General features: G+C 63.9%; 16 protein-coding genes and 3 tRNA genes. 5 read left to right on the plus strand and 14 right to left on the minus strand.

Annotation, left to right across the window (positions count from 1 at the left end; genetic code table 11):
• Positions 1-79 precede the first annotated feature (79 nt).
• On the plus strand, positions 80-859 hold the full coding sequence (gene fpr, locus VUG52_RS06415) for a ferredoxin-NADP reductase (protein WP_198744387.1): 780 nt from the start codon (positions 80-82) through the stop codon (positions 857-859).
• Positions 860-1,030: 171 nt separating this feature from the next.
• Here the strand turns inward: fpr and tsaA are convergent, their stop codons facing one another.
• The 5 genes from tsaA to rimO all read right to left on the minus strand — a co-directional run bounded on the left by tsaA (position 1,031) and on the right by rimO (position 4,952).
• Positions 1,031-1,726 (minus strand): tRNA (N6-threonylcarbamoyladenosine(37)-N6)-methyltransferase TrmO, encoded by a 696-nt coding sequence (gene tsaA, locus VUG52_RS06420; RefSeq protein WP_050704458.1) that lies wholly within the window; start codon positions 1,724-1,726, stop codon positions 1,031-1,033.
• 6 nt (positions 1,727-1,732) lie between these two features.
• A complete protein-coding gene (locus VUG52_RS06425) occupies positions 1,733-2,194 on the minus strand; it encodes a DUF1456 family protein (RefSeq protein WP_050704459.1) in 462 nt (153 codons plus the stop codon).
• A gap of 50 nt (positions 2,195-2,244) precedes the next feature.
• Positions 2,245-2,955: an rRNA pseudouridine synthase gene (locus VUG52_RS06430; RefSeq protein ID WP_050704460.1), complete on the minus strand. Its 711-nt coding sequence runs from the start codon at positions 2,953-2,955 to the stop codon at positions 2,245-2,247.
• Between the two features lie 121 nt (positions 2,956-3,076).
• A complete protein-coding gene (locus tag VUG52_RS06435) occupies positions 3,077-3,535 on the minus strand; it encodes a GNAT family N-acetyltransferase (protein ID WP_050704461.1) in 459 nt (152 codons plus the stop codon).
• Positions 3,536-3,620: 85 nt separating this feature from the next.
• Positions 3,621-4,952, minus strand: a complete 1,332-nt coding sequence (gene rimO, locus VUG52_RS06440; protein ID WP_050704462.1) for a 30S ribosomal protein S12 methylthiotransferase RimO — start codon at positions 4,950-4,952, stop codon at positions 3,621-3,623.
• Positions 4,953-5,188: 236 nt separating this feature from the next.
• On the opposite strand from rimO, the gene VUG52_RS06445 reads away from it, so the two are divergent.
• The gene (locus VUG52_RS06445; protein WP_050704463.1) at positions 5,189-7,099 is read left to right on the plus strand and encodes a potassium transporter Kup; all 1,911 of its coding nucleotides are present in this window, start codon (positions 5,189-5,191) and stop codon (positions 7,097-7,099) included.
• Between the two features lie 163 nt (positions 7,100-7,262).
• On the opposite strand, the gene VUG52_RS06450 is transcribed toward VUG52_RS06445, so the two are convergent.
• The 5 genes from VUG52_RS06450 to VUG52_RS06470 form a co-directional block, all read right to left on the minus strand.
• Complete coding sequence (locus VUG52_RS06450) at positions 7,263-8,555, minus strand: virulence factor family protein (RefSeq protein ID WP_050704464.1); 1,293 nt, start codon at positions 8,553-8,555, stop codon at positions 7,263-7,265.
• Positions 8,555-11,197: a bifunctional lysylphosphatidylglycerol flippase/synthetase MprF gene (gene mprF / locus VUG52_RS06455; RefSeq protein WP_050704465.1), complete on the minus strand. Its 2,643-nt coding sequence runs from the start codon at positions 11,195-11,197 to the stop codon at positions 8,555-8,557. The genes VUG52_RS06450 and mprF overlap by 1 nt, the downstream gene beginning before the upstream one ends.
• A gap of 255 nt (positions 11,198-11,452) precedes the next feature.
• A tRNA-Met gene (locus tag VUG52_RS06460) sits at positions 11,453-11,529 on the minus strand.
• A gap of 124 nt (positions 11,530-11,653) precedes the next feature.
• Positions 11,654-11,730 (minus strand) — tRNA-Met (locus tag VUG52_RS06465).
• A 135-nt stretch (positions 11,731-11,865) separates the two neighbouring features.
• Positions 11,866-11,942: transfer RNA gene (locus VUG52_RS06470), tRNA-Met, on the minus strand.
• A gap of 210 nt (positions 11,943-12,152) precedes the next feature.
• On the opposite strand from VUG52_RS06470, the gene dinB reads away from it, so the two are divergent.
• Complete coding sequence (gene dinB / locus VUG52_RS06475) at positions 12,153-13,211, plus strand: DNA polymerase IV (RefSeq protein WP_162232951.1); 1,059 nt, start codon at positions 12,153-12,155, stop codon at positions 13,209-13,211.
• A gap of 114 nt (positions 13,212-13,325) precedes the next feature.
• On the opposite strand, the gene VUG52_RS06480 is transcribed toward dinB, so the two are convergent.
• From VUG52_RS06480 to VUG52_RS06490, 3 genes are all read right to left on the minus strand, one after another.
• Positions 13,326-14,279, minus strand: a complete 954-nt coding sequence (locus VUG52_RS06480) for a hypothetical protein (RefSeq protein WP_050704467.1) — start codon at positions 14,277-14,279, stop codon at positions 13,326-13,328.
• Between the two features lie 21 nt (positions 14,280-14,300).
• Positions 14,301-16,016, minus strand: coding sequence for a proline--tRNA ligase (locus VUG52_RS06485; RefSeq protein ID WP_050704468.1), 1,716 nt, complete (start codon positions 16,014-16,016; stop codon positions 14,301-14,303).
• Positions 16,017-16,173: 157 nt separating this feature from the next.
• The gene (locus tag VUG52_RS06490; protein ID WP_050704469.1) at positions 16,174-17,469 is read right to left on the minus strand and encodes an OprD family porin; all 1,296 of its coding nucleotides are present in this window, start codon (positions 17,467-17,469) and stop codon (positions 16,174-16,176) included.
• 761 nt (positions 17,470-18,230) lie between these two features.
• Here VUG52_RS06490 and VUG52_RS06495 point away from each other — a divergent pair.
• Together VUG52_RS06495 and VUG52_RS06500 are read left to right on the plus strand one after the other, a co-directional pair.
• Positions 18,231-18,650 carry an HIT family protein gene (locus tag VUG52_RS06495; RefSeq protein WP_050704470.1) on the plus strand — a complete coding sequence of 140 codons (420 nt, stop codon included), beginning with the start codon at positions 18,231-18,233 and terminating at the stop codon, positions 18,648-18,650.
• A gap of 2 nt (positions 18,651-18,652) precedes the next feature.
• Positions 18,653-18,865 carry a SlyX family protein gene (locus VUG52_RS06500; protein ID WP_050704471.1) on the plus strand — a complete coding sequence of 71 codons (213 nt, stop codon included), beginning with the start codon at positions 18,653-18,655 and terminating at the stop codon, positions 18,863-18,865.
• A gap of 19 nt (positions 18,866-18,884) precedes the next feature.
• On the opposite strand, the gene VUG52_RS06505 is transcribed toward VUG52_RS06500, so the two are convergent.
• The gene (locus VUG52_RS06505; RefSeq protein WP_050704472.1) at positions 18,885-19,478 is read right to left on the minus strand and encodes a cold-shock protein; all 594 of its coding nucleotides are present in this window, start codon (positions 19,476-19,478) and stop codon (positions 18,885-18,887) included.
• Positions 19,479-19,563 lie beyond the last annotated feature (85 nt).

Here is a 19,563-nt window from a genome sequence, read left to right on the forward strand (position 1 = left end):
CAGATATTGTCGCTGCCCCTAAACTATCGCGCAACTGCGCGTCTTGCGCGCGCCGCGTTTTCCTTCAGGAGCCCCATCGATGAGCAACATGAACCACGAACGTGTCCTCAGTGTGCACCACTGGAACGACACCCTGTTCAGCTTCAAGTGCACCCGCGACCCGGGCCTGCGCTTCGAGAACGGTCAGTTCGTGATGATCGGCCTGCAGCAGGACAGCGGCCGTCCGCTCATGCGCGCCTACTCCATCGCCTCGCCGAACTGGGAGGAGCACCTGGAGTTCTTCAGCATCAAGGTGCCGGACGGCCCGCTGACCTCGCAGCTGCAGCACCTGAAGGAAGGCGACGAGATCATCATCAGCAAGAAGCCTACCGGTACCCTGGTGCTCGACGACCTGAACCCGGGCAAGCACCTGTACCTGCTGAGCACCGGCACTGGCTTGGCGCCGTTCATGAGCGTCATCCAGGACCCGGAGACCTACGAGCGCTTCGAGAAGGTGATCCTGGTCCACGGCGTGCGCTACGTCAACGAAGTGGCCTACCGTGAGTTCATCACCGAGCACCTGCCGCAGAACGAGTTCTTCGGTGACGCGGTGCGCGACAAGCTGATCTACTACCCGACCGTGACCCGTGAGCCGTTCGAGAACCAGGGTCGCCTGACCGACCTGATGCGCAGCGGCAAGCTGTTCAGCGACATCGGCCTGCCACCGATCAACCCGCAGGACGACCGCGCTATGATCTGCGGCAGCCCGAGCATGCTCGACGAAACCAGCGAAGTGCTGGACAGCTTCGGCCTGAAGATCTCCGCGCGCATGCGTGAGCCGGGTGATTACCTGATCGAGCGTGCGTTCGTCGAGAAGTAAGGCGAGCCGCGCTAATGAAAAACGCAGACCTGGGTCTGCGTTTTTTTATGCCTGCAAGATCGCGGTTGCCAGTGCCGGCCTCTTCGCGGGTAAACCCGCTCCCACAGAGTTTGCGCAACCTGTGGGAGCGGGTTTACCCGCGAAAGGGCCGGGCTTGAAAACGAAAGAGCTTCAGCTTTCCCGCACCACTTCCAGCACCCGGATCCGATCCGGGTGCGGGTAGTGCCACCTGACCTGCACATCCCAAAATTTAACCCCGTAGACCCGCTCCGCAGGCGGTATCTGGTAGGCAGGCCGCGGGTCCTGCGCAAGACACTGTTCGATCAGCTCCACCAGTGGCTGATCCAGGCGCAGTGCATGATCGCGGGCCTGGTGCAGGGCGCTTTCGCTCCAGTCGACGGCAATCGGCTCTGGTGCATCATTGGCCATCAGGTTGCTCGCGCCGACAATGCTGTCGGCATAGGGCACGTAAGGCTTGATATCCAGCACCGGGGTGCCGTCCAGCAAGTCGATCCCCGACAGCAGCAGACGCCCCGGTTCGACGCCTTCCAGGCGCACCACCGACTGGCCGATGCCATTGGGCCGGTGGGTGGCCCGGGTGGCGAACACCCCCATGCTCTTGTTGCCGCCCAGGCGCGGTGGCCGCACCTTCAGGCGTGGCTTGTCTTCCAGTGCCTGATGGAACAGGAACAGCAGCCACACATGGCTGACCTGCTCCAGCCCTTCAACGGCATCGCCCTGGTCAAAGGGCGGCAGCAGCTCCAGCACGCCACGGGCGGCCGGCGCCAGCTGGGGCTGGCGCGGGATGGCGAACTTCTCCTTGAAGCAGGAGCGGACGATGCCGACCGGCGAGACGGTATGCTGCATCACGGCTCAGCCGCGCACGCGCAGGGTCAGGCCCTTGAGGAAGTTGCGCAGCAACTGGTCGCCGCAGGGGCGGTAGTTGTCGTGGCCGACCTTGCGGAAGAGCGCGCTCAGTTCGGGCTTGGACACCGGGAAGTTGACCGAATTGAGCACCGCGTGCAGGTCGTCTTCCTTCAGTTCGAAGGCCACCCGCAGCTTCTTGAGCACGGTGTTGTTGGTCACCGGCACTTCGATCGGCTGCGCTGGGCGGCTGTCGTCGCGACCGCGACGGTGGATCACCAGGCCGTCGAGGAAGTGCGCCATGACCTTCTCCGGGCAGCGCACGAAGCCGGGTTCCTCTTCCTTCTTGACGTAGCCGGCGATGGCCTCGGCGGAAACTTCCAGGCCCGAGAGCTTGATGATCTCGGCCAGCTTCTGGTCGTTGGCCTTGAGCATGTAGCGCAGGCTGCGCAGTACATCGTTGTGGTTCATTGCAGCGAATCCTGTTCTGTTGCCGCGTCAGTCATTGCGCGGCGGTAATGCTAGAAGCGTTCTGTAGCGGCCACATAGCGCCACTGGCCCAGCGGCAGCTTGCCCATCGACACGCCACCCAGGCGAATGCGGCGCATCGCCAGGACCTTGAGGCCAGCGGTCTCGCACAGTTGTTCGATCAACCCGGGCTGCGGGTTCTTCAGGACCATGCGCAGGTTCTGTTCGTTCTGCCAGCTGGCCTTTGCTTTCGGCAGTTCGACGCCCTTGCGCTCGACACCGCGGGCCAGGCGCTCGATGGCGCCGGGCTTGGCCTCGCCGCTGACCTGGACGATATATTCCTGCTCCATGCGGCGCAGGTCGGCCTCGAGCTTGCGGGTCACCCGCCAGTCCTGGGTGAACAGTTGCAGGCCACTGGCACCTGGCAGCAGCGGGGCGATACAGGCCTGGCGGGCGAAATGCCCGTGCAGTGGGCGCACGCCTTCGCGGTGCGCTTCGCTGAGGCTGGCCATGTTCATGCCCGCCTGGGCGCTGGCGGTGTCCTGCCCGGCCTGCTGGTTGAGTAGCAGGGTCACCGGCTCCAGCGTTTCGGCGCGGGCACCCGGGAGCAGTTCGACGCGTTGCCCGGCGACCTTGAACTGCGGCTGCTCGACCACCTCGCCGTCGACCGTGACCCAGCCTCCCTCGATGTACAGTTCGGCCTCTCGGCGGGAGCAGCCAAGCTGTTCGATGAGGCGTTTGGAGAGACGAATGGGTTCGGACATGGACACGGGCATCACGCGGCAGGGAAAGCTTTCATTGTACCTGCCTGCGCGGGGCAGCGGCTGCAAATCGATGTCATTTCCGCCATTTCGGAGCGGAGTGTCGGTTTCCTTGGCTTATGTCCTAGGACGTTGTACGAACTAGCCTCATGTGCAGCAGGGGATAGGGCTGCCCCAGGCCGTCGGTTTCAGAGCGCCCGTACACCTCGAAACCCTCGTGCAGATAGAAGCCCAGGGCCTGGGGGTTCTGCTCGTTGACATCCAGGCGTTCGGCGTTGAGCTCGCTTACCGCGTGCCGCAGCAGGCGCTGGCCGATACCCTGGCCACGGTGCTCCGGCGCGACGAAAAGCATGTCGACACGGCCGTTGGCCACGCCGGCGAAACCGAGGATGCGCCGCCTGGCGTCCTTGCAGCAGACCAGCATCACCGTATCGAGGTACTTGCGCAGCACATGCTCGCGCAGCAGCACGATGTAGCCGTCGGGCAGGAAGTCGTGGGTAGCGCGCACCGACGCCTCCCACACCCGGACCAGTTCGGGGTAGTCGCTCAGGTGGGGCGTTTGCAGCGTGACGGTGGGCGACATCCTGTGATCCTCGGGGCCATTGAGGAAAACATAGATGCAAAAAAATACCCCGCCAGTGGGCGGGGTATCTTCAGGCGAACATCGCTCAGACGGGCTCGGCCCACATGTCGTACTCGTCGGCATCGACGATACGGCAACGGACCTTGTCGCCTGGCTTGAAGCCGTGGTCGCCGTCGATGAACACGTTGCCGTCGATTTCCGGCGCGTCGAAGAAGCTGCGGCCGACCGAGCCTTGTTCCTCGACCTCGTCGATCAGCACTTCGATCTCCTTGCCGATACGCTGTTGCAGGCGCGCGGCGCTGATCGCCTGCTGGTGGGCCATGAAGCGGTCCCAGCGTTCCTGCTTGACGTCGTCCGGCACTTCATCCAGGCCCAGGTCATTGGCCGGGGCGCCTTCGACCGGCGAGTACTGGAAGCAGCCGACGCGGTCGAGCTGGGCTTCGGTCAGCCAGTCGAGCAGGTACTGGAAGTCCTCTTCGGTCTCGCCGGGGAAGCCGACGATGAAGGTCGAACGGATCACCAGCTCAGGGCACTGCTCGCGCCAGCTCTTGATGCGCGCCAGGGTGCGGTCTTCGAAGGCCGGGCGCTTCATCGACTTGAGCACCTTGGGGCTGGCGTGCTGGAACGGGATGTCCAGGTACGGCAGGATCTTGCCGGCGGCCATCAGCGGGATCACGTCGTCGACGTTCGGGTACGGGTAGACATAGTGCAGGCGCACCCAGGCACCCAGGCTGCTCAGGGCCTCGCACAGCTCGAGCATGCGGGTCTTGACCGGGCGACCGTTCCAGAAGTCGGTCTTGTACTTGACGTCGACGCCGTAGGCGCTGGTGTCCTGGGAGATCACCAGGATCTCCTTGACGCCGGCCTTGACCAGGCGCTCGGCCTCGCTCAGCACTTCACCGACCGGACGGCTGACCAGCTTGCCGCGCATCGACGGGATGATGCAGAAGCTGCAGCTGTGGTTGCAGCCTTCGGAAATCTTCAGGTAGGCATAGTGGCGCGGGGTCAGCTTGATGCCTTGTGGCGGCACCAGGTCGATCAGCGGGTTGTGATCCTGGCGCGGCGGTACCACCTCGTGCACGGCGTTGACCACCTGCTCGTACTGCTGGGGGCCGCTGACCGACAGCACACTCGGGTGCACATCGCGGATATTGCCTTCCTCGACACCCATGCAGCCGGTGACGATGACCTTGCCGTTCTCCTTGATCGCCTCGCCGATCACTTCCAACGACTCGGCCTTGGCGCTGTCGATGAAGCCGCAGGTGTTGACCACCACTACGTCGGCGCCATCGTAGGTAGGCACGACTTCATAGCCTTCCATGCGCAGTTGGGTGAGGATGCGCTCGGAATCGACCAGGGCTTTTGGGCAACCCAGGCTTACGAAACCTACCTTGGGGGTGGCGGGCGTGGTGGACATGACTAACCTCGGTATTGAATGCAGTTCGCCCGGCTGGAATCGCGGGCGATCTTGACGGGCGCTTTTTGGCGCCTCTGATCAAAAAGTGCGCAATTCTAGCGAGCACAAGGTCGCTTTACCAGCAGAAATACGACGAACGCTGCGCTATGCTTCGCGCCGTTGCGCCGGGGCATCCGGGATGGTCCGGCGCGGGTAGGAATTCAACCGGTCTAGTTGGCCTTCTGCGGGAGTGGTCGATGGTTCAGGCAAGCAGTCACGCCGAAGGCGGGCACGAGGGCAAGCAGGGGGCGGCGAAATCGCTGGGGCTGCTCGTGGCAGCTGTTGGGGTGGTCTATGGCGATATCGGCACCAGTCCGCTGTACACCCTCAAAGAGGTCTTCACCGGTGGTTACGGCGTGCAGGTCAATCACGATGGAGTGCTGGGCATCCTGTCGCTGATCCTGTGGTCGCTGCTCTGGGTGGTGTCGTTCAAGTACGTGATGTTCATCCTGCGCGCCGACAACCAGGGCGAGGGCGGGACCATGGCGCTCACCGCGCTGGCACGGCGCGCCACGGCTGAATACCCGAAACTACGGGCACTGATGGTCGGCTGTGGTCTGGTCGGTGCCTCGCTGTTCTATGGCGACAGCATGATCACCCCGGCAGTGTCGGTGTTGTCGGCGGTGGAGGGCATGGGCCTGGCCTTCGAAGGCATCGACCACTGGGTGGTGCCGATCTCGCTGGTGGTGCTGGTGGCGCTGTTCCTGGTGCAGAAGCACGGCACCGAGAAGATTGGCAAGCTGTTCGGCCCGATCATGGTCACCTGGTTCGTGGTGCTGGGGGCGCTGGGGGTACACGGCATCTCGCAGAGCCCGGAAGTGCTCAAGGCCTTCAACCCGGCCTGGGCGCTGAATTTCTTCATCGTTCATCCGGGCATGGGCGTGGCCATTCTCGGCGCCGTGGTGCTGGCGCTGACCGGCGCCGAGGCCCTGTACGCCGACATGGGCCACTTCGGCCGCAAGCCCATCGCCCGCGCCTGGTTCGCCCTGGTGCTGCCGGCGCTGGTGCTCAACTATTTCGGCCAGGGCGCGATCCTGCTGCAGAACCCGGAGGCGGCGCGCAACCCCTTCTACCTGCTGGCGCCGAGCTGGGCGCTGCTGCCGCTGGTCGGCCTGGCAACCATGGCCACGGTGATCGCTTCCCAAGCGGTGATTTCGGGGGCCTTCTCCCTGACCCGCCAGGCCATCCAGCTGGGCTACGTGCCGCGTATGCAGATCCAGCACACCTCCAGCGACGAGCAGGGGCAGATCTACATCGGTGCGGTGAACTGGACCCTGATGGTCGGCGTGGTGCTGCTGGTGATCGGCTTCGAGTCGTCCGGCGCCCTCGCTGCGGCCTATGGCGTGGCGGTGACCGGCACCATGCTGATGACCACCATCCTGGTCTCGGCGGTCATGCTGCTGCTGTGGAAGTGGCCACCGGTGCTGGCGGTTCCGCTGCTGGTGGGCTTCCTGTTGGTCGACGGGCTGTTCTTCGCCGCCAACGTGCCGAAGATCGTCCAGGGCGGCGCCTTCCCGGTGCTGGCGGGGATCGTGCTGTTCGTGCTGATGAGCACCTGGAAGCGTGGCAAGCAGATCCTGGTCGACCGTATCGACGAGGGCGCGTTGCCGTTGCCGGTGTTCATCGGCAGTATCCGCGTGCAGCCGCCGCACCGGGTCGAGGGCACCGCGGTGTTCCTCACCGCCCGGCCCGATGCCGTGCCCCATGCGCTGCTGCACAACATGCTGCACAACCAGGTTCTGCACAGCCAGGTGGTGCTGCTGACGGTGGTCAGCGAAGACCGGCCGCGGGTGCCGGAGCAGGAGCGGTTCGAGGTGGAGGCCTATGGCGACGGGTTCTTCCGGGTGCTGCTGCACTTCGGCTTCATGGACGAGCCGGACGTGCCGGCGGCGCTGAAGCTGTGCCACCTGGATGAGCTGGACTTCAGCCCGATGCGCACCACCTATTTCCTCAGCCGGGAAACGGTGATTGCCTCACGCCTCGAGGGCATGTCGCGCTGGCGCGGGAACCTGTTCGCGTTCCTGTTGAAGAACGCCAACGGCAACCTGCGGTTCTTCAACCTGCCGCTCAATCGGGTGATCGAGCTGGGGACGCAGGTCGAGATCTGAGGGGCAGCCCTTTCAAGGTATTGCATTTTTTGGGGTATGACTGCTCCATTGCCGGGGCTGCTTTGCAGCCCATTCGCGGCACAAGGCCGCTCCTACAGGGGGTGGGGTCGCCTGTAGGAGCGGGCTTGCCCCGCGATGGGCCGCAAAGCGGCCCCTTTCCCCATCATTTCTCAGCGACGTTGGCCTTTCCCTGGCGGGTCTCGATCTCACCGATCAGGCGCTTGGCCAGCGCCGGGTAGTTCTCGTCGAAGTGATGGCCGCCCGGCAGCTTCATGCGTTCGCCCACGGCCGTCTTGTCGGTGCAGCCGCTTTCGTCGGTCTCTTCCACACCGTAGATGCATACCACCTTCGCTGCCGGCAGCCTGGCCATCTCAGGCCCGGTCGGGGCCTCCTGGCCTTCCTTGCCCAGCCAGCCCTCCACCTCGATCTCGAAGCTGCCGCTGCGGGCGAAGGCCAGCAGGATCACCGCGTCGATGCGCTTCTGGTCTTCCTCGGAGAGGCGGTTGTAGATGGCCGGCAACACATCGGCGCCAAACGAGTAACCGGTCAGTACGAAGCGCTTGGTGCCCCATTTCTGGCGGTAGTGCTGCATCAGTTCGGACAGGTCGGCGGCACTCTGTTCCGGGGTCTTGTGCTGCCAGTAGTAGCGCAGAGTGTCGATGCCCACCACCGGGTAGCCGAGCTTGGCCATCTCGCCGGCCACGTCGCGGTCCAGGTCGCGCCAGCCGCCGTCGCCGGAAAGGAACAGGGTCACGGTGTCGGTGGTCTGCCCGGCCGGAACTTCCACCACCGGGATCGCCAGGGCGTTGCCGTCATGGCCGACCAAGGCCTGGGTCAGTTGGGCCTTGAGCACCTGGGGCAGGTGGATGTCGTAGTCGGCGATGCTGGTCTCGGCGTTGGCCTGGTCGCGCACGAAGGCGGCGCTGGCGTCATCCGGGTTGTCGTTCCAGGCCACGTTCCAGTGGCCGTGGGCGGCGGACTTGGGCAGGGCGACCTGGCAGCCGGGCTGCTCGACGGTAAAGTCCACCGAGATGGCCCGGGCCTTGTCGTCGCCTTGTGCGGCCAGCCAGCGCCAAGCCTGGGCCGCGCCCGGGCCGATGCCGGCGACCAGGGTCGGTTTGCCGGCCAGGCGGGTGATGGCCTGGTCCATCGCCGCCTGCTGCTTGGCGCAGTCGGCGGGTGGCAGGATCACCTGCACCAGCTGAGCCTCGCCGGCCTGGCTCAGGTCGAGCAGCTGCTTGTCGGTCAGGGCTTGGTCCTGGGGCACGCCGATGGCCACCCGGGCCTTGGCATGCACGCCGGGGGTGGCGCGGGTCAGGGCGCTGCCGTCGTCGAGGGTGAGGTGCTCCAGGCGCGCCTCGGGCGCCGGCCGGGTCCACAGCCAGAAGGCCGCGCCGCCGGCCAGCACGGCCAGCAGCAGGGGAATCAGTATGTACAGCCAATAGCGTCGGATCATCAACGTTTCACCAATCCAGTCAGGCCGCCAGCGATCAGGGCGGCAGTATCAGCCAGTGCCACGAGCGGGTCGAGCCCGGCCGGCACGGCCATGTAGCGGGGTTCCCAGTCCGGCTGGAACTTGTCCTTGAAGCGCCGCAGGCCCTGGAAGTTGTAGAGCTGCTCGCCGCGCTGGAACACCATCGAGCCCAGACGCTGGGTCAAGGGGGCGCCACGGCGTGGCTGCAAGCCGGAGAGGGGGACCATCCCCAGGCTGAAACGGCCATAGTCATGGCTCTTGTAGTGCAGGATCAGGCCGACCATCATGAATTCCATGGTCAACTTCGGCGCTTCCGGGTGCGCGCGCATCAGGTCGAGACTGGCCAACTCGTTGCTGTGGGTTTCCAGCAGGTTGGCGAAGGCCACAGGGCGGCCCTGGAAGCGGATCAGCGCGATGCGGAAATGCTGCAGGTACTCGGGGCTGAAGCGACCGAGGGAGAAGCCTTTCTCGCGCACGTTCTTGCCGTCGAGCCAGGCGTCGGAGATTTCCTTGAGCTCGGCCAGCGGCGCTTGACCTGGCTCGTGGATCTCCAGGCTCAGCCCGTCCCGCCCGCCTCGGTTCCAGGTGTAGCGCAGGTCCTTCATCTCCTTGCCCTTGGCTTCGATGTCGAAGCGCCGCAGGTCGACCCGGGCCTCTTCGCCGAGCTTGATCGCGGTCAGGCCGATGTCCATGTAGAACGGCAGGTTCTCCGCGCGTACCTGGTAGAACACCGGGCGTGCATGATGCAGGTCGCACAGGTCGCGGAACTGCCAGATCATCTCGGCGCGCTCCTGGGCCGGGCCGATCGGATCGTACAGGGCCACCAGGCTGCGGCCACGGCGGGCATACATGAGGAAGGCGTTGTCGTTGGGGTGGAACAGCAGCGCCTTGTCGCCGGTCAGGGCCAGGCCGCCGTCGGGCTGGTCGGAAGCCAGCAGGATGCGGTTGGCGCGTTGCAACTCGTCGTCGGTTGGCAGGTGGATGACCGGGCGGGCGGTGCGCAGCAGCCAGGTCAGGGCGACGATCACCAGCAGCACGGCGCTGCCGAGGGCGGCGCGCAGGCCGCGCGGCGCGTCGGCGTCGAGGGTGAACTGCCACCACAGCTTGTGGGTGTAGGGCACGTCCTGATAGGCAAACAGCAGCAACCACACCGAGGCACCGACCACGCAGGCGCTGGCTACAAGGTACACCGGCGAGAACGGGAGCTCCAGCAGACGGCTGGGGCGGTAGAACGAGCGGCGGAACAGGGCGAGCAGGGCGGCGGTGAAGCACATCAGGCTGGCTTCTTCCCAGTCGAAGCCCTTGAGCAGCGACAGCACCGCCCCCACCAGCAGCAGCACCGTGGTCAGCAGCCAGGCAGCCGACAGGCGCCGGCGCAGGCCCTGGGCGAGCAGCAGGCAGAGCACGCCGATCAGGCTGGCGCCGAAGTGCGAGGCATCGATCAGGCGGTGCGGAATCAGGAAGCCCATGTGTTCCAGGCGGCTGTCGATTTCCGGGGTGGCGCCGGAGAACAGCAGCACCACGCCGGAGAGGAACACCAGGATCGCCAGCACCGGCGCGGCCAGCCCCGAGGCGGCGCGGATCGCCTGTTGGGTGACCATCAGGCGGCGGGCTTCGTTGGCCAGCAGCAGCACACAAGCCACCAGCAGCGGCATGACCACGTAGATCAGCCGGTACAGCAGCAGCGCGGCGGCCAGCGGCGCGGCCCCCAGCTGGTTGGCGAAGGCCGCCAGCAGGATCGCCTCGAACACGCCGACGCCGCCCGGCACATGGCTGAGCACGCCGGCGGCGAGGGCGAGCAGGTAGACCAGCACGAAGGCGCCGAACGGCGGTGCTTCCGGCAGCAGCAGGTAGAGCACGGTGGCGGCGGCGGCGACATCCAGCGCGGTGATCAGCAGTTGCAGCGCGGTCAGGCGCGCGCCCGGCAGGCGCAGGGTGCGGCGGCCGAACTGCACCAGCAGGTTGTCGGCCAGTGGTTGTTCGGGCAGGCGCCGGCGATACAGGCCCATCACCAGGGCGGCGGCGGCCACCAGCACGGCGACTGCGATACCGCCCAGCAGCGGTGCTGGCAGGCGCAGTGCGGTTGCCGCCGCTGGCAGATCGCTCAGGGTGGCCAGTGCCGCCAGAGGTGGGAGGGCGCAGCCCAGCGAGAGGCTGGCAAAGACCGTCATGCGCGCGACTTCCGCGGCGCCCAGTCCTTGGCGCGCGTAGAGGCGATAGCGTACTGAACCGCCAGACAGCATCGACAGGCCAATGGCGTTGCCGATGGCGAAGGCACTGAAGCCGCCCAGCACCAGGGTGCGGGGTGGCAGTTGCACGGCCGCGTAGCGGCTGGCCGACCATTCATAGCCCAGCAGGATGACGAAACCGACCACGGTGGCCAGGACCGCGCCGAGCAGTGCATTGGCCGGCACGCTGAGCATGGCATCGTGCAGGGCATAGATGTCCAGTTCGCTCAGCAGGTGGCGACAGGCGATCAGGCCCATGGCGAACAACACCAGGGTCACTGCCAGCCCCAGCGGTTGGCGGTACTTGCTCAGGCGCTCCAGCCAGGGCAGGCGCTGGGCAGCCGTAGGCAAGGCCGCCGTCAGCGGTGCCTGGGTTTCGGGAGTGGGGGCGGTCATGGGGTGCCTCGTGCGGTCTGCGCGAGGTGAAGGCAAGGTACGGCCAAGTGAAAGTCCCTTTGGAAAAACGTATCCGAATATTACTCCGGGCCGACGGCTTAATCTGTTTCAGGATAGTTAAAGATAGTTCATTCAGCCGCAGGGGGGGCGGCAAGGGAGGCAGGTAGCGGGGAAGGGGGCAATTGGCTTTTACGGAGCCTGAATGCAACAAGCCCCGCACTATCTTGCGACAGGCGGGGCTTGTTCTGGCGAATATGGTTGCGGGAGCCGGATTTGAACCGACGACCTTCGGGTTATGAGCCCGACGAGCTACCAGGCTGCTCCATCCCGCGTCAGAGGGGCGCATTCTACAGATTGGCCATGCACTGTCAAGTGCTAACAGTGAGTACAACGTCATTTGGTTGATCAGCAGACAATAAAAAAGGCCACTGTCGAAACAGTGGCCTTTTTTGAATCTGGTTGCGGGAGCCGGATTTGAACCGACGACCTTCGGGTTATGAGCCCGACGAGCTACCAGGCTGCTCCATCCCGCGCCTGTGGGACCGAATTCTACCGATTTCTAGTTTGCTGTCAAGCGTTACTGCTTGATTTTCCATGGGTTTTAAATAATCGGAAATCGAAATGCAATAAAAAAGGCCACTGTCGAAACAGTGGCCTTTTCTTGAATCTGGTTGCGGGAGCCGGATTTGAACCGACGACCTTCGGGTTATGAGCCCGACGAGCTACCAGGCTGCTCCATCCCGCGCCTGTGAGATCGAATTCTACGGATTTCCTTTTCGGTGTCAAGCATTAATTCAAAAAAATCCTTTTTTGTTCAAACCCTTAGCGTCTCAGGTCGGCACGCGGCTCAGTCGTGACGGGGCTTGCAGGCCGATCATCCCGCACAGGCTGTTTCGTGGCGGGGGCATGGGATACTATCTGTATGAATTTACAGTAGTGGCTGTCTCCCATGTCCCTGCGCAAGATCATCCACATTGATTGTGACTGTTTCTACGCCGCCATCGAGATGCGTGACGACCCGCGCCTGGTCGGTCGCCCCATGGCGGTGGGCGGGCAGCCGGGGCAGCGCGGGGTGATCGCCACCTGCAACTATGAGGCGCGTGCCTATGGGGTTCGTTCGGCGATGGCGTCCGGGCATGCCCTGAAGCTGTGTCCGGACCTTGAGATCGTCAAGCCGCGCTTCGAGGCCTACCGCGAGGCGTCGCGGGAGATACATACGATCTTTCGTGACTACACCGAGTTGATCGAGCCCTTGTCGCTGGACGAGGCCTACCTGGATGTCAGCGACAGCCAGTGGTTTGCCGGCAGTGCCACGCGCATTGCCGAGGACATTCGTCGGCGGGTGGCCCAGCAACTGCACATCACGGTGTCCGCCGGGGTGGCGCCGAACAAGTTCCTGGCCAAGATCGCCAGTGACTGGCGCAAGCCCAACGGTTTGTTCGTCATCACTCCGGATCAGGTGGAGGAATTCGTTGCGAACCTGCCGGTGGCGCGCTTGCACGGAGTCGGCAAGGTGACGGCGGACAAGCTCTCGCGGCTGGGGATCGATACCTGCCTGTCGCTGCGCGACTGGTCGCGGCTGGCGCTGGTTCGCGAGTTCGGCAGTTTTGGCGAGCGTCTGTGGGGGCTGGCGCGGGGGATCGACGAGCGGGCGGTACAGAACGACAGCCGGCGACAGTCGGTCAGCGTCGAGAACACCTACGACCATGACCTGCCCGATCTGAACAGCTGCCTGGAAAAACTGCCGGAGCTGTTGGCCAGCCTGAACGAGCGGATAGCGCGGATGGACAGCAGCTATCGGCCCGACAAGCCCTTCGTCAAGGTCAAGTTCCATGACTTCAGCCAGACCACGATGGAGCAGGCGGGGGCGGGTAGGGATCTGGAGAGTTACCGGCAGTTGCTCAGCCAGGCGTTTGCCCGGGGTGGCAAGCCGGTGCGGTTGTTGGGCGTGGGGGTGAGGCTGCGCGATCTGCGCGGGGCGCATGAGCAGTTGGAGTTGTTCGAAGATAAATAGAAGAAGGGCCGCTTTGCGGCCCATCGCGGGGCAAGCCCGCTCCTACAAAGCCAACACAGGACCTGTAGGAGCGGGCTTGCCCCGCGATGGGCTGCAAAGCAGCCCCTTTTCGTGTTACTGCACGCCCGGATCAGCTACCAGGCGCCCGGTGGCCTTGGTCAGTGTCTGCAGGAATTCCTGCTGCAGCTCCGGATCATTGCGGGTCAGCTCGATCAGGCTCTGCTCCAGTTCACTGGCTTCTTCTTCCAGCCCCAGCTCCGACAGGCGCTTGACCCGATGCACCCACTGGCCGACATCATCATCCTCGAGATCGTCGAAGATCAGCTCGTGGGCCTCGAGCAGCTTGCCGCGCAGGTTGCCGCTGACCAGCAGGCTGGCATCGCCGCGCACCTGGTTGTCCTCGTCGACCACCTGCAGGTGCAGGGTGCCGATATGGTTGAGGTTCTGCTCGGAGAACGGGCTGTCGAGCAGGTTCAGGCGCAGCACACCGTTCTTGTCGGTGGTCAGCTCGTGGGTCATCTTGCCGGCCTTGACCTCGACCAGGCGCTCGTTCCACGGCAGGCTGATGGACTCCTCGCGCTTGCCCTTCTCAACCTCGTCGATACCGGCCAGGTTCTGCTGGGCGCGACCGTTGGACGGCACGTTCATGAACGGGTTGACGCCCGCCACGCCATAGCTGAGCCAGTCGTGGGTGACGCTGTCCGGCAGGTTGCCCAGGGCGAACACGTTGACCACGTTGGCACCGATACCGGCCACCACCGCTACCGCGCCCAGCGGGATCTCGTAGATCTCCCGCCAGGGTTGGTAGGGGGTGTAGCGGTCGTAGCGGCGGGTCACCTCGAACTCGGTGACCTCGAAGCGCTTGAGCTCATGGATGCGCACACGTCGTTGCGGAAGCTCCATCACCTTCGGCTCGCCGACATCGATCTGCAGACTGTGCTCGAGCAGCTTGCGCTCGACGCGCTCCTCGTGGTCGCTGCGCTGGGACATCTGGTTGGCGCAGCCGCCGAGGAGCAGGGCGCCGCACAGTGCGGCGCCCCCCAGGGTGTAGGTACTTCGCTTGGACATGATCACTCGCGTAACGGGTTATCAGCGGCGGATGCGGGCCTGCAGGAAGGTCAGCACGTCCGCGAGCGGCAGTGCCTGGGCCTCCGATTCGGTGCGGTGCTTGTATTCCAGGTTGCCTTCGGCCAGGCCACGGTCGCTGACGACGATGCGGTGCGGAATGCCGATCAGCTCCATGTCGGCGAACTTGATGCCGGGGCTGGTCTTCTTGTCGCGGTCGTCCAGCAGCACTTCGAAGCCGGCGGCGGTCAGTTCGGCATACAGCTTGTCGGTGGCTTCGCGGACCACATCGGTCTCGTAGCGCAGCGGTACCAGGGCGATCTGGAACGGTGCCAGGGCGTCGTTCCAGATGATGCCTTTTTCGTCATAGCTCTGCTCGATGGCGGCAGCGACCACGCGGGACACGCCGATGCCGTAGCAGCCCATGGACAGCACGACAGGCTTGCCGTTCTCACCCAGCACCTGGCACTTGAGCGCCTCGCTGTACTTGGTGCCGAGCTGGAAGATATGGCCGACTTCGATACCGCGCTTGATCACCAGGGTACCCTGGCCGTCCGGGCTCGGGTCGCCCTCGACCACGTTGCGCAGGTCGGCGACCTGTGGAACCGGCAGGTCGCGCTCCCAGTTGACGCCGAAGTAGTGCTTGTCGTCGATGTTGGCGCCGATGCCGAAGTCGCTCATCAGGGCGACCGAGCGGTCGATGATGCACTCCAGCGGCAGGTTCAGCGGGCCGAGGGAGCCCGCGCCGGCACCGATGGCGGCGCGCAGCTCGGCGTCGGAAGCCATGACCAGCGGGTCGGCGACCTGCTCCAGCTTGGCAGCCTTGATCTCGTTGAGCTCATGGTCGCCACGGACGATCAGGGCGACCAGCTTGCCTTCCTCGGCGCCATGCACGATCAGGGTCTTGACGGTCTTCTCGATCGCCAGGCCGAAGTTTTCCACCAGTTCGGCGATGGTCTTGGCGTTCGGGGTGTCGACCAGGCGCAGCTCTTCGGTCGGGGCCGGACGCACGGTTTCACGCGGGATGGCCTCGGCCTTCTCGATGTTGGCGGCGTAGTCGGAGGTATCGCTGAAGATCACGTCGTCCTCGCCGGAGGAGGCGAGCACGTGGAACTCGTGGGAGTAGCTGCCACCGATGGAGCCGGTGTCGGCCTGCACCGGACGGAAGTCCAGGCCCAGGCGGGTGAAGATGTTGGAGTACGCCAGGTGCATGCGGTCGTAGGTTTCCTGCAGGGAAGCCTGGTCGGCATGGAAGGAGTAGGCGTCCTTCATGATGAACTCGCGGCCGCGCATCAGGCCGAAGCGCGGACGGATCTCGTCACGGAACTTGGTCTGGATCTGGTACATGTTCAGCGGCAGCTGCTTGTAGCTGGACAGCTCGTTGCGCGCCAGGTCGGTGATGACCTCTTCATGGGTCGGGCCGACGCAGAAGTCGCGCTGGTGGCGGTCCTTCAGGCGCAGCAGCTCGGGACCGTATTGCTCCCAGCGGCCGGATTCCTGCCAAAGTTCAGCCGGCTGGATGCTCGGCATCAGCACTTCGAGGGCACCGGCGGCGTTCATTTCCTCGCGGACCACGGCTTCGACCTTGCGCATCACCCGCAGGCCCATCGGCAGCCAGGTGTACAGGCCGGAGGCCAGTTTGCGGATCATGCCGGCACGCAGCATGAGCTGGTGGCTGATGACCACTGCATCGGCCGGGGTTTCTTTCTGGGTGGCGAGCAAATATTGACTGGTGCGCATGGTGGGCCGTGTCGATTGCCTGAATGTGAAATGACCCCGCATTGTACGGGGGCGAAACGAAAGCGTACAGAATGCAGCAGTCAGGCCTTTCTGTCAGCCAGGAAAAAGCCCGGCGATTGCCGGGCTTCTTCATTTGCGGAGCGATGCAAGCGCGGGCTTACAGGATGCTCAGCGGGTACTCGACGATCAGGCGCAGTTCGTCGATCGAGCTGGAGCCGTAGTAGACACCATCCGCGGAACGGTAGGTGGCTTGACGTACGCGGAAGCTCAAGTCTTTGGCCGGGCCTTCCTGCAGGACGTATTTGACGTCGATATCGCGTTCCCACTCCGAGCCGTTATCGGTGGTGCGGGTCTTGGCGTCGGTACCGCGTGCGTAACGGGTCATGAAGGTCAGGCCTGGGATGCCGTACTCGGCAAAGTTCAGGTCGTAGCGTGCCTGCCAGGACTTCTCGTCTTCGGCGTTGAAGTCCGAACGTGCGATGGAGTTGGCCAGGAACACGGTACCGCCGCCATCTACGCCATAGGCGTAGTCGCCGTCGCCGCTGACTTTCTGGAAAGCCAGGGTGAAAGTGTGGGCGCCGATGTTGTACGCGGCCGAGAGGCTGGCGGCGATGTTGTCAAGTTTGTTGGAGCCGTCGGCCTTCTTGACCCAGGCGCCAGTCAGGTTCTGGCCAATGGACTTGGTGTCATAGATGTTGAAGTCGAACACCAGTCCTTGCTTGTCGCTGATCGGCAGTGCCCAGTTGACGTTGCCGTACCATTTGCGGAAGTGATCCTCGACGTGCGAGTAGTAGACGCTGGTGCTCAGGCTGTCGGTGATGGCGTAGGTGCCACCCAGGACATCGGCTTCCTTGAGGCGGAAGCTGTCACGGTTGGTTTCTGCTTGAGCGGTCAGGCTGGTGAAGCGACCGGCGTGCAGGGTAAGGCCTTTGATCTCGTTGCTGGTGATCAGGCCGCCTTGAGCAATTTCGGGCAGCAGGCGGCTGTCATCGGTAGCAAAGACCGGCAAGGCGGTGAACTGATCGCCGACCTTCAGTACGGTGTCGGAAATACGGAATTTGGCTGCTGCGCCAGCCTTCGAGTAGTCGTCCTGGGAGCGGCCATCGAGAGCAGTGGGGAACAGGCCGGTGCCAGCGCGGCCTTTGCCGCTGTCCAGTTTCAGGCCAAGCATGCCGACGGCGTCGAAGCCTACGCCCACGGTGCCTTGGGTGAAGCCGGACTCGTAGGTGCCGACAAAGCCCAGGCCGGTCTCTTCGGCGCGGCTTTGACGGTTGCCCTCGTCATCCCGGTCGTTGTTGCGGAAGTCACGGCTGAAGTACAGCATCCGGGTCTTGACGTTGAGTTTGCTGTCTTCGAGGAAGCCCTTGGACTCATCCTGCGAAGAGGCGATAGCCAGCTGCGAAGTCCCTGCCGCTACGGCCAGGGCGATCATGCTCCACTTCATCACGCGCATCGTGATTTGCTCCTTTGGTTTTTAGGAAGAGTACCGCCGCGCCCGGGTATTTTAGTTATGGGGTCGGCTCTTTCTTGTTATGTCGGCGAAAATGTATATCACGCGGACTATTCTTGGCGATATGGGCAGAAACAACCTTTCGGTAACTTTATGGCCATGTCGCTGTTGGTTGTCTCCATGTCGCAAATCACGCCTGTCATATAAGGGCGTACAACTCCAGCGCTGTCTCGAAACCGTCATATTTGTATAAATACAAAGTACGGCTTGTGAAACTCCCTGGTTTATCCGATGCCGCTGTTGTTATTTGTCGCGTTCACCCTGCAATGCAGGGGTCGTGCCGACTTGGCGTGAAACGAATGCAACAAGCGTGCTCAAAATCACGAACGCTTGATGAAATTTTCACATTTGCCTCGAGCGGGGCTGGGAAACCTCCGCAAACACGGGGCGCGACCAGTTCGTCGGCGGGTCGCGATCCTTCCTTGTGTTTGCTTGGGAAGCTGCCTTCCAAGTCAAGGTGTTACCGTCGATTGTTTATCCTGGCTGTTTTATGTGAAGGATGTGTGGCGAAGGTCTGACGAGCGGCATCATTTTGGTGCGAAAAGTAGCGCAGTGTTACCGAAGCGGGGCGTTGATGTTGTCATTCGCGTGCCACAAATGCCCAGGATCGACGTCGGCGGGTGTGGCAGCGGTCGAAGCGGAGTATCCTTGCGCCCCTGTGCCCGACCGCTCGGAAGGGCTGAATAGTTTTAAGGAGGTTTGCCGTGTTCACCCTCGATTCTCGCCTGCAGGAGGATTCCCTGGTACTGGGCGACCTGCCGCTGTGCCGCCTGCTGCTGAGCAAGGATGCCAACTACCCGTGGTTCATCCTGGTGCCGCGTCGCGCCGATATCACCGAAGTGTTCGAGCTCGAGGAGGCCGACCAGCAGCAACTGTGGGTCGAGACCACCGCCCTGGCCGAGGCGCTGAAGGATGCTTTCGCCGCCGACAAAATGAATGTCGCGGCCCTGGGCAACGTGGTCAGCCAGTTGCACATGCACGTGATCGTGCGTCGCCAGGGCGATGCTGCCTGGCCTGCCCCGGTCTGGGGCAAGGTATCGGCCATCGGCTACACCCAGGAGCAGGTCGATGGTATTCGCCAGCAAGTGCGTGCGCTGCTGGGTGAAAGCTTCAAGGAGGCATGAGGATGTCGCAGGAGCTGGAAATGCGCATGGTCGAGCTGGAGACCCGTCAGGCGTTCCAGGACGACAGCTTGCAGGCGCTCAATGATGTGATTGTCGAGCAGAGTCGAGTGATCGAACGCTTGCAATTGCAGATGGCGGAGCTGATCAAGCGCTACGAGGAGATGGCCGGCCAGCAGGGCGGCGGGGGAGAGGAGGCGCCGCCGCCTCATTATTGAGTACGGCGGCGGCAAAGGGTCAGCGGCGCGCGACGGCGACCACGTCTTCGGCCTGCAGGCCCTTGTCGCGGTGCATCACCGAGAACTCCACGCGCTGGCCTTCGACCAGCACCCGGTGGCCCTCGCCGCGGATGGCGCGAAAGTGCACGAAGATATCGTCACCGGAATCGCGGGAGATGAAGCCGAAGCCCTTGGAGGTGTTGAACCACTTCACGGTGCCGGTATCGCGATTGCCGACGTCATGCGAGGTGCCTTGGCTGGAGCGGGCCTTTCGCGTGCCGCGAACGAAGCCGGCAATCAGGTGCATGGCGCAGGCCAGGACAGCACAGGCCAGGGCTGCCAGGTTGCCCAGCTCCGGGCGGGCCAGCAGGGTCACGGTCTGTAGCACCACTGCCAGCACCAGCAGCAGGCTGGCGGCGTGTTGCAATTGCTGGCGCAGGCCTTTGTAGTACTGCGGCAGTACCGGGGCAATGACCAGGTTGAGCAGCCCGAGCAGCGCCAGGTAGACGGCCTCGGGTTGTTGCAGGAAGGGTGTTGCGTCAGCTTTCAGGCTGGGTATGAGCGATAGCAGCAACGCCGCCAGGCCCGTCACCAGATGGACGATCTTGAACATTGGTTTGGCTCACATTGATAAGGCCGATCACAGGATGAGCTGGTCGCACGGTGCGCGTGAACGGTAGGCGCGAAAACGTGGCGGG

It is taken from the genome of Pseudomonas sp. LH21, from assembly GCF_036549575.1.
Taxonomy (GTDB): Bacteria; Pseudomonadota; Gammaproteobacteria; order Pseudomonadales; family Pseudomonadaceae; genus Aquipseudomonas; species Aquipseudomonas peradeniyensis.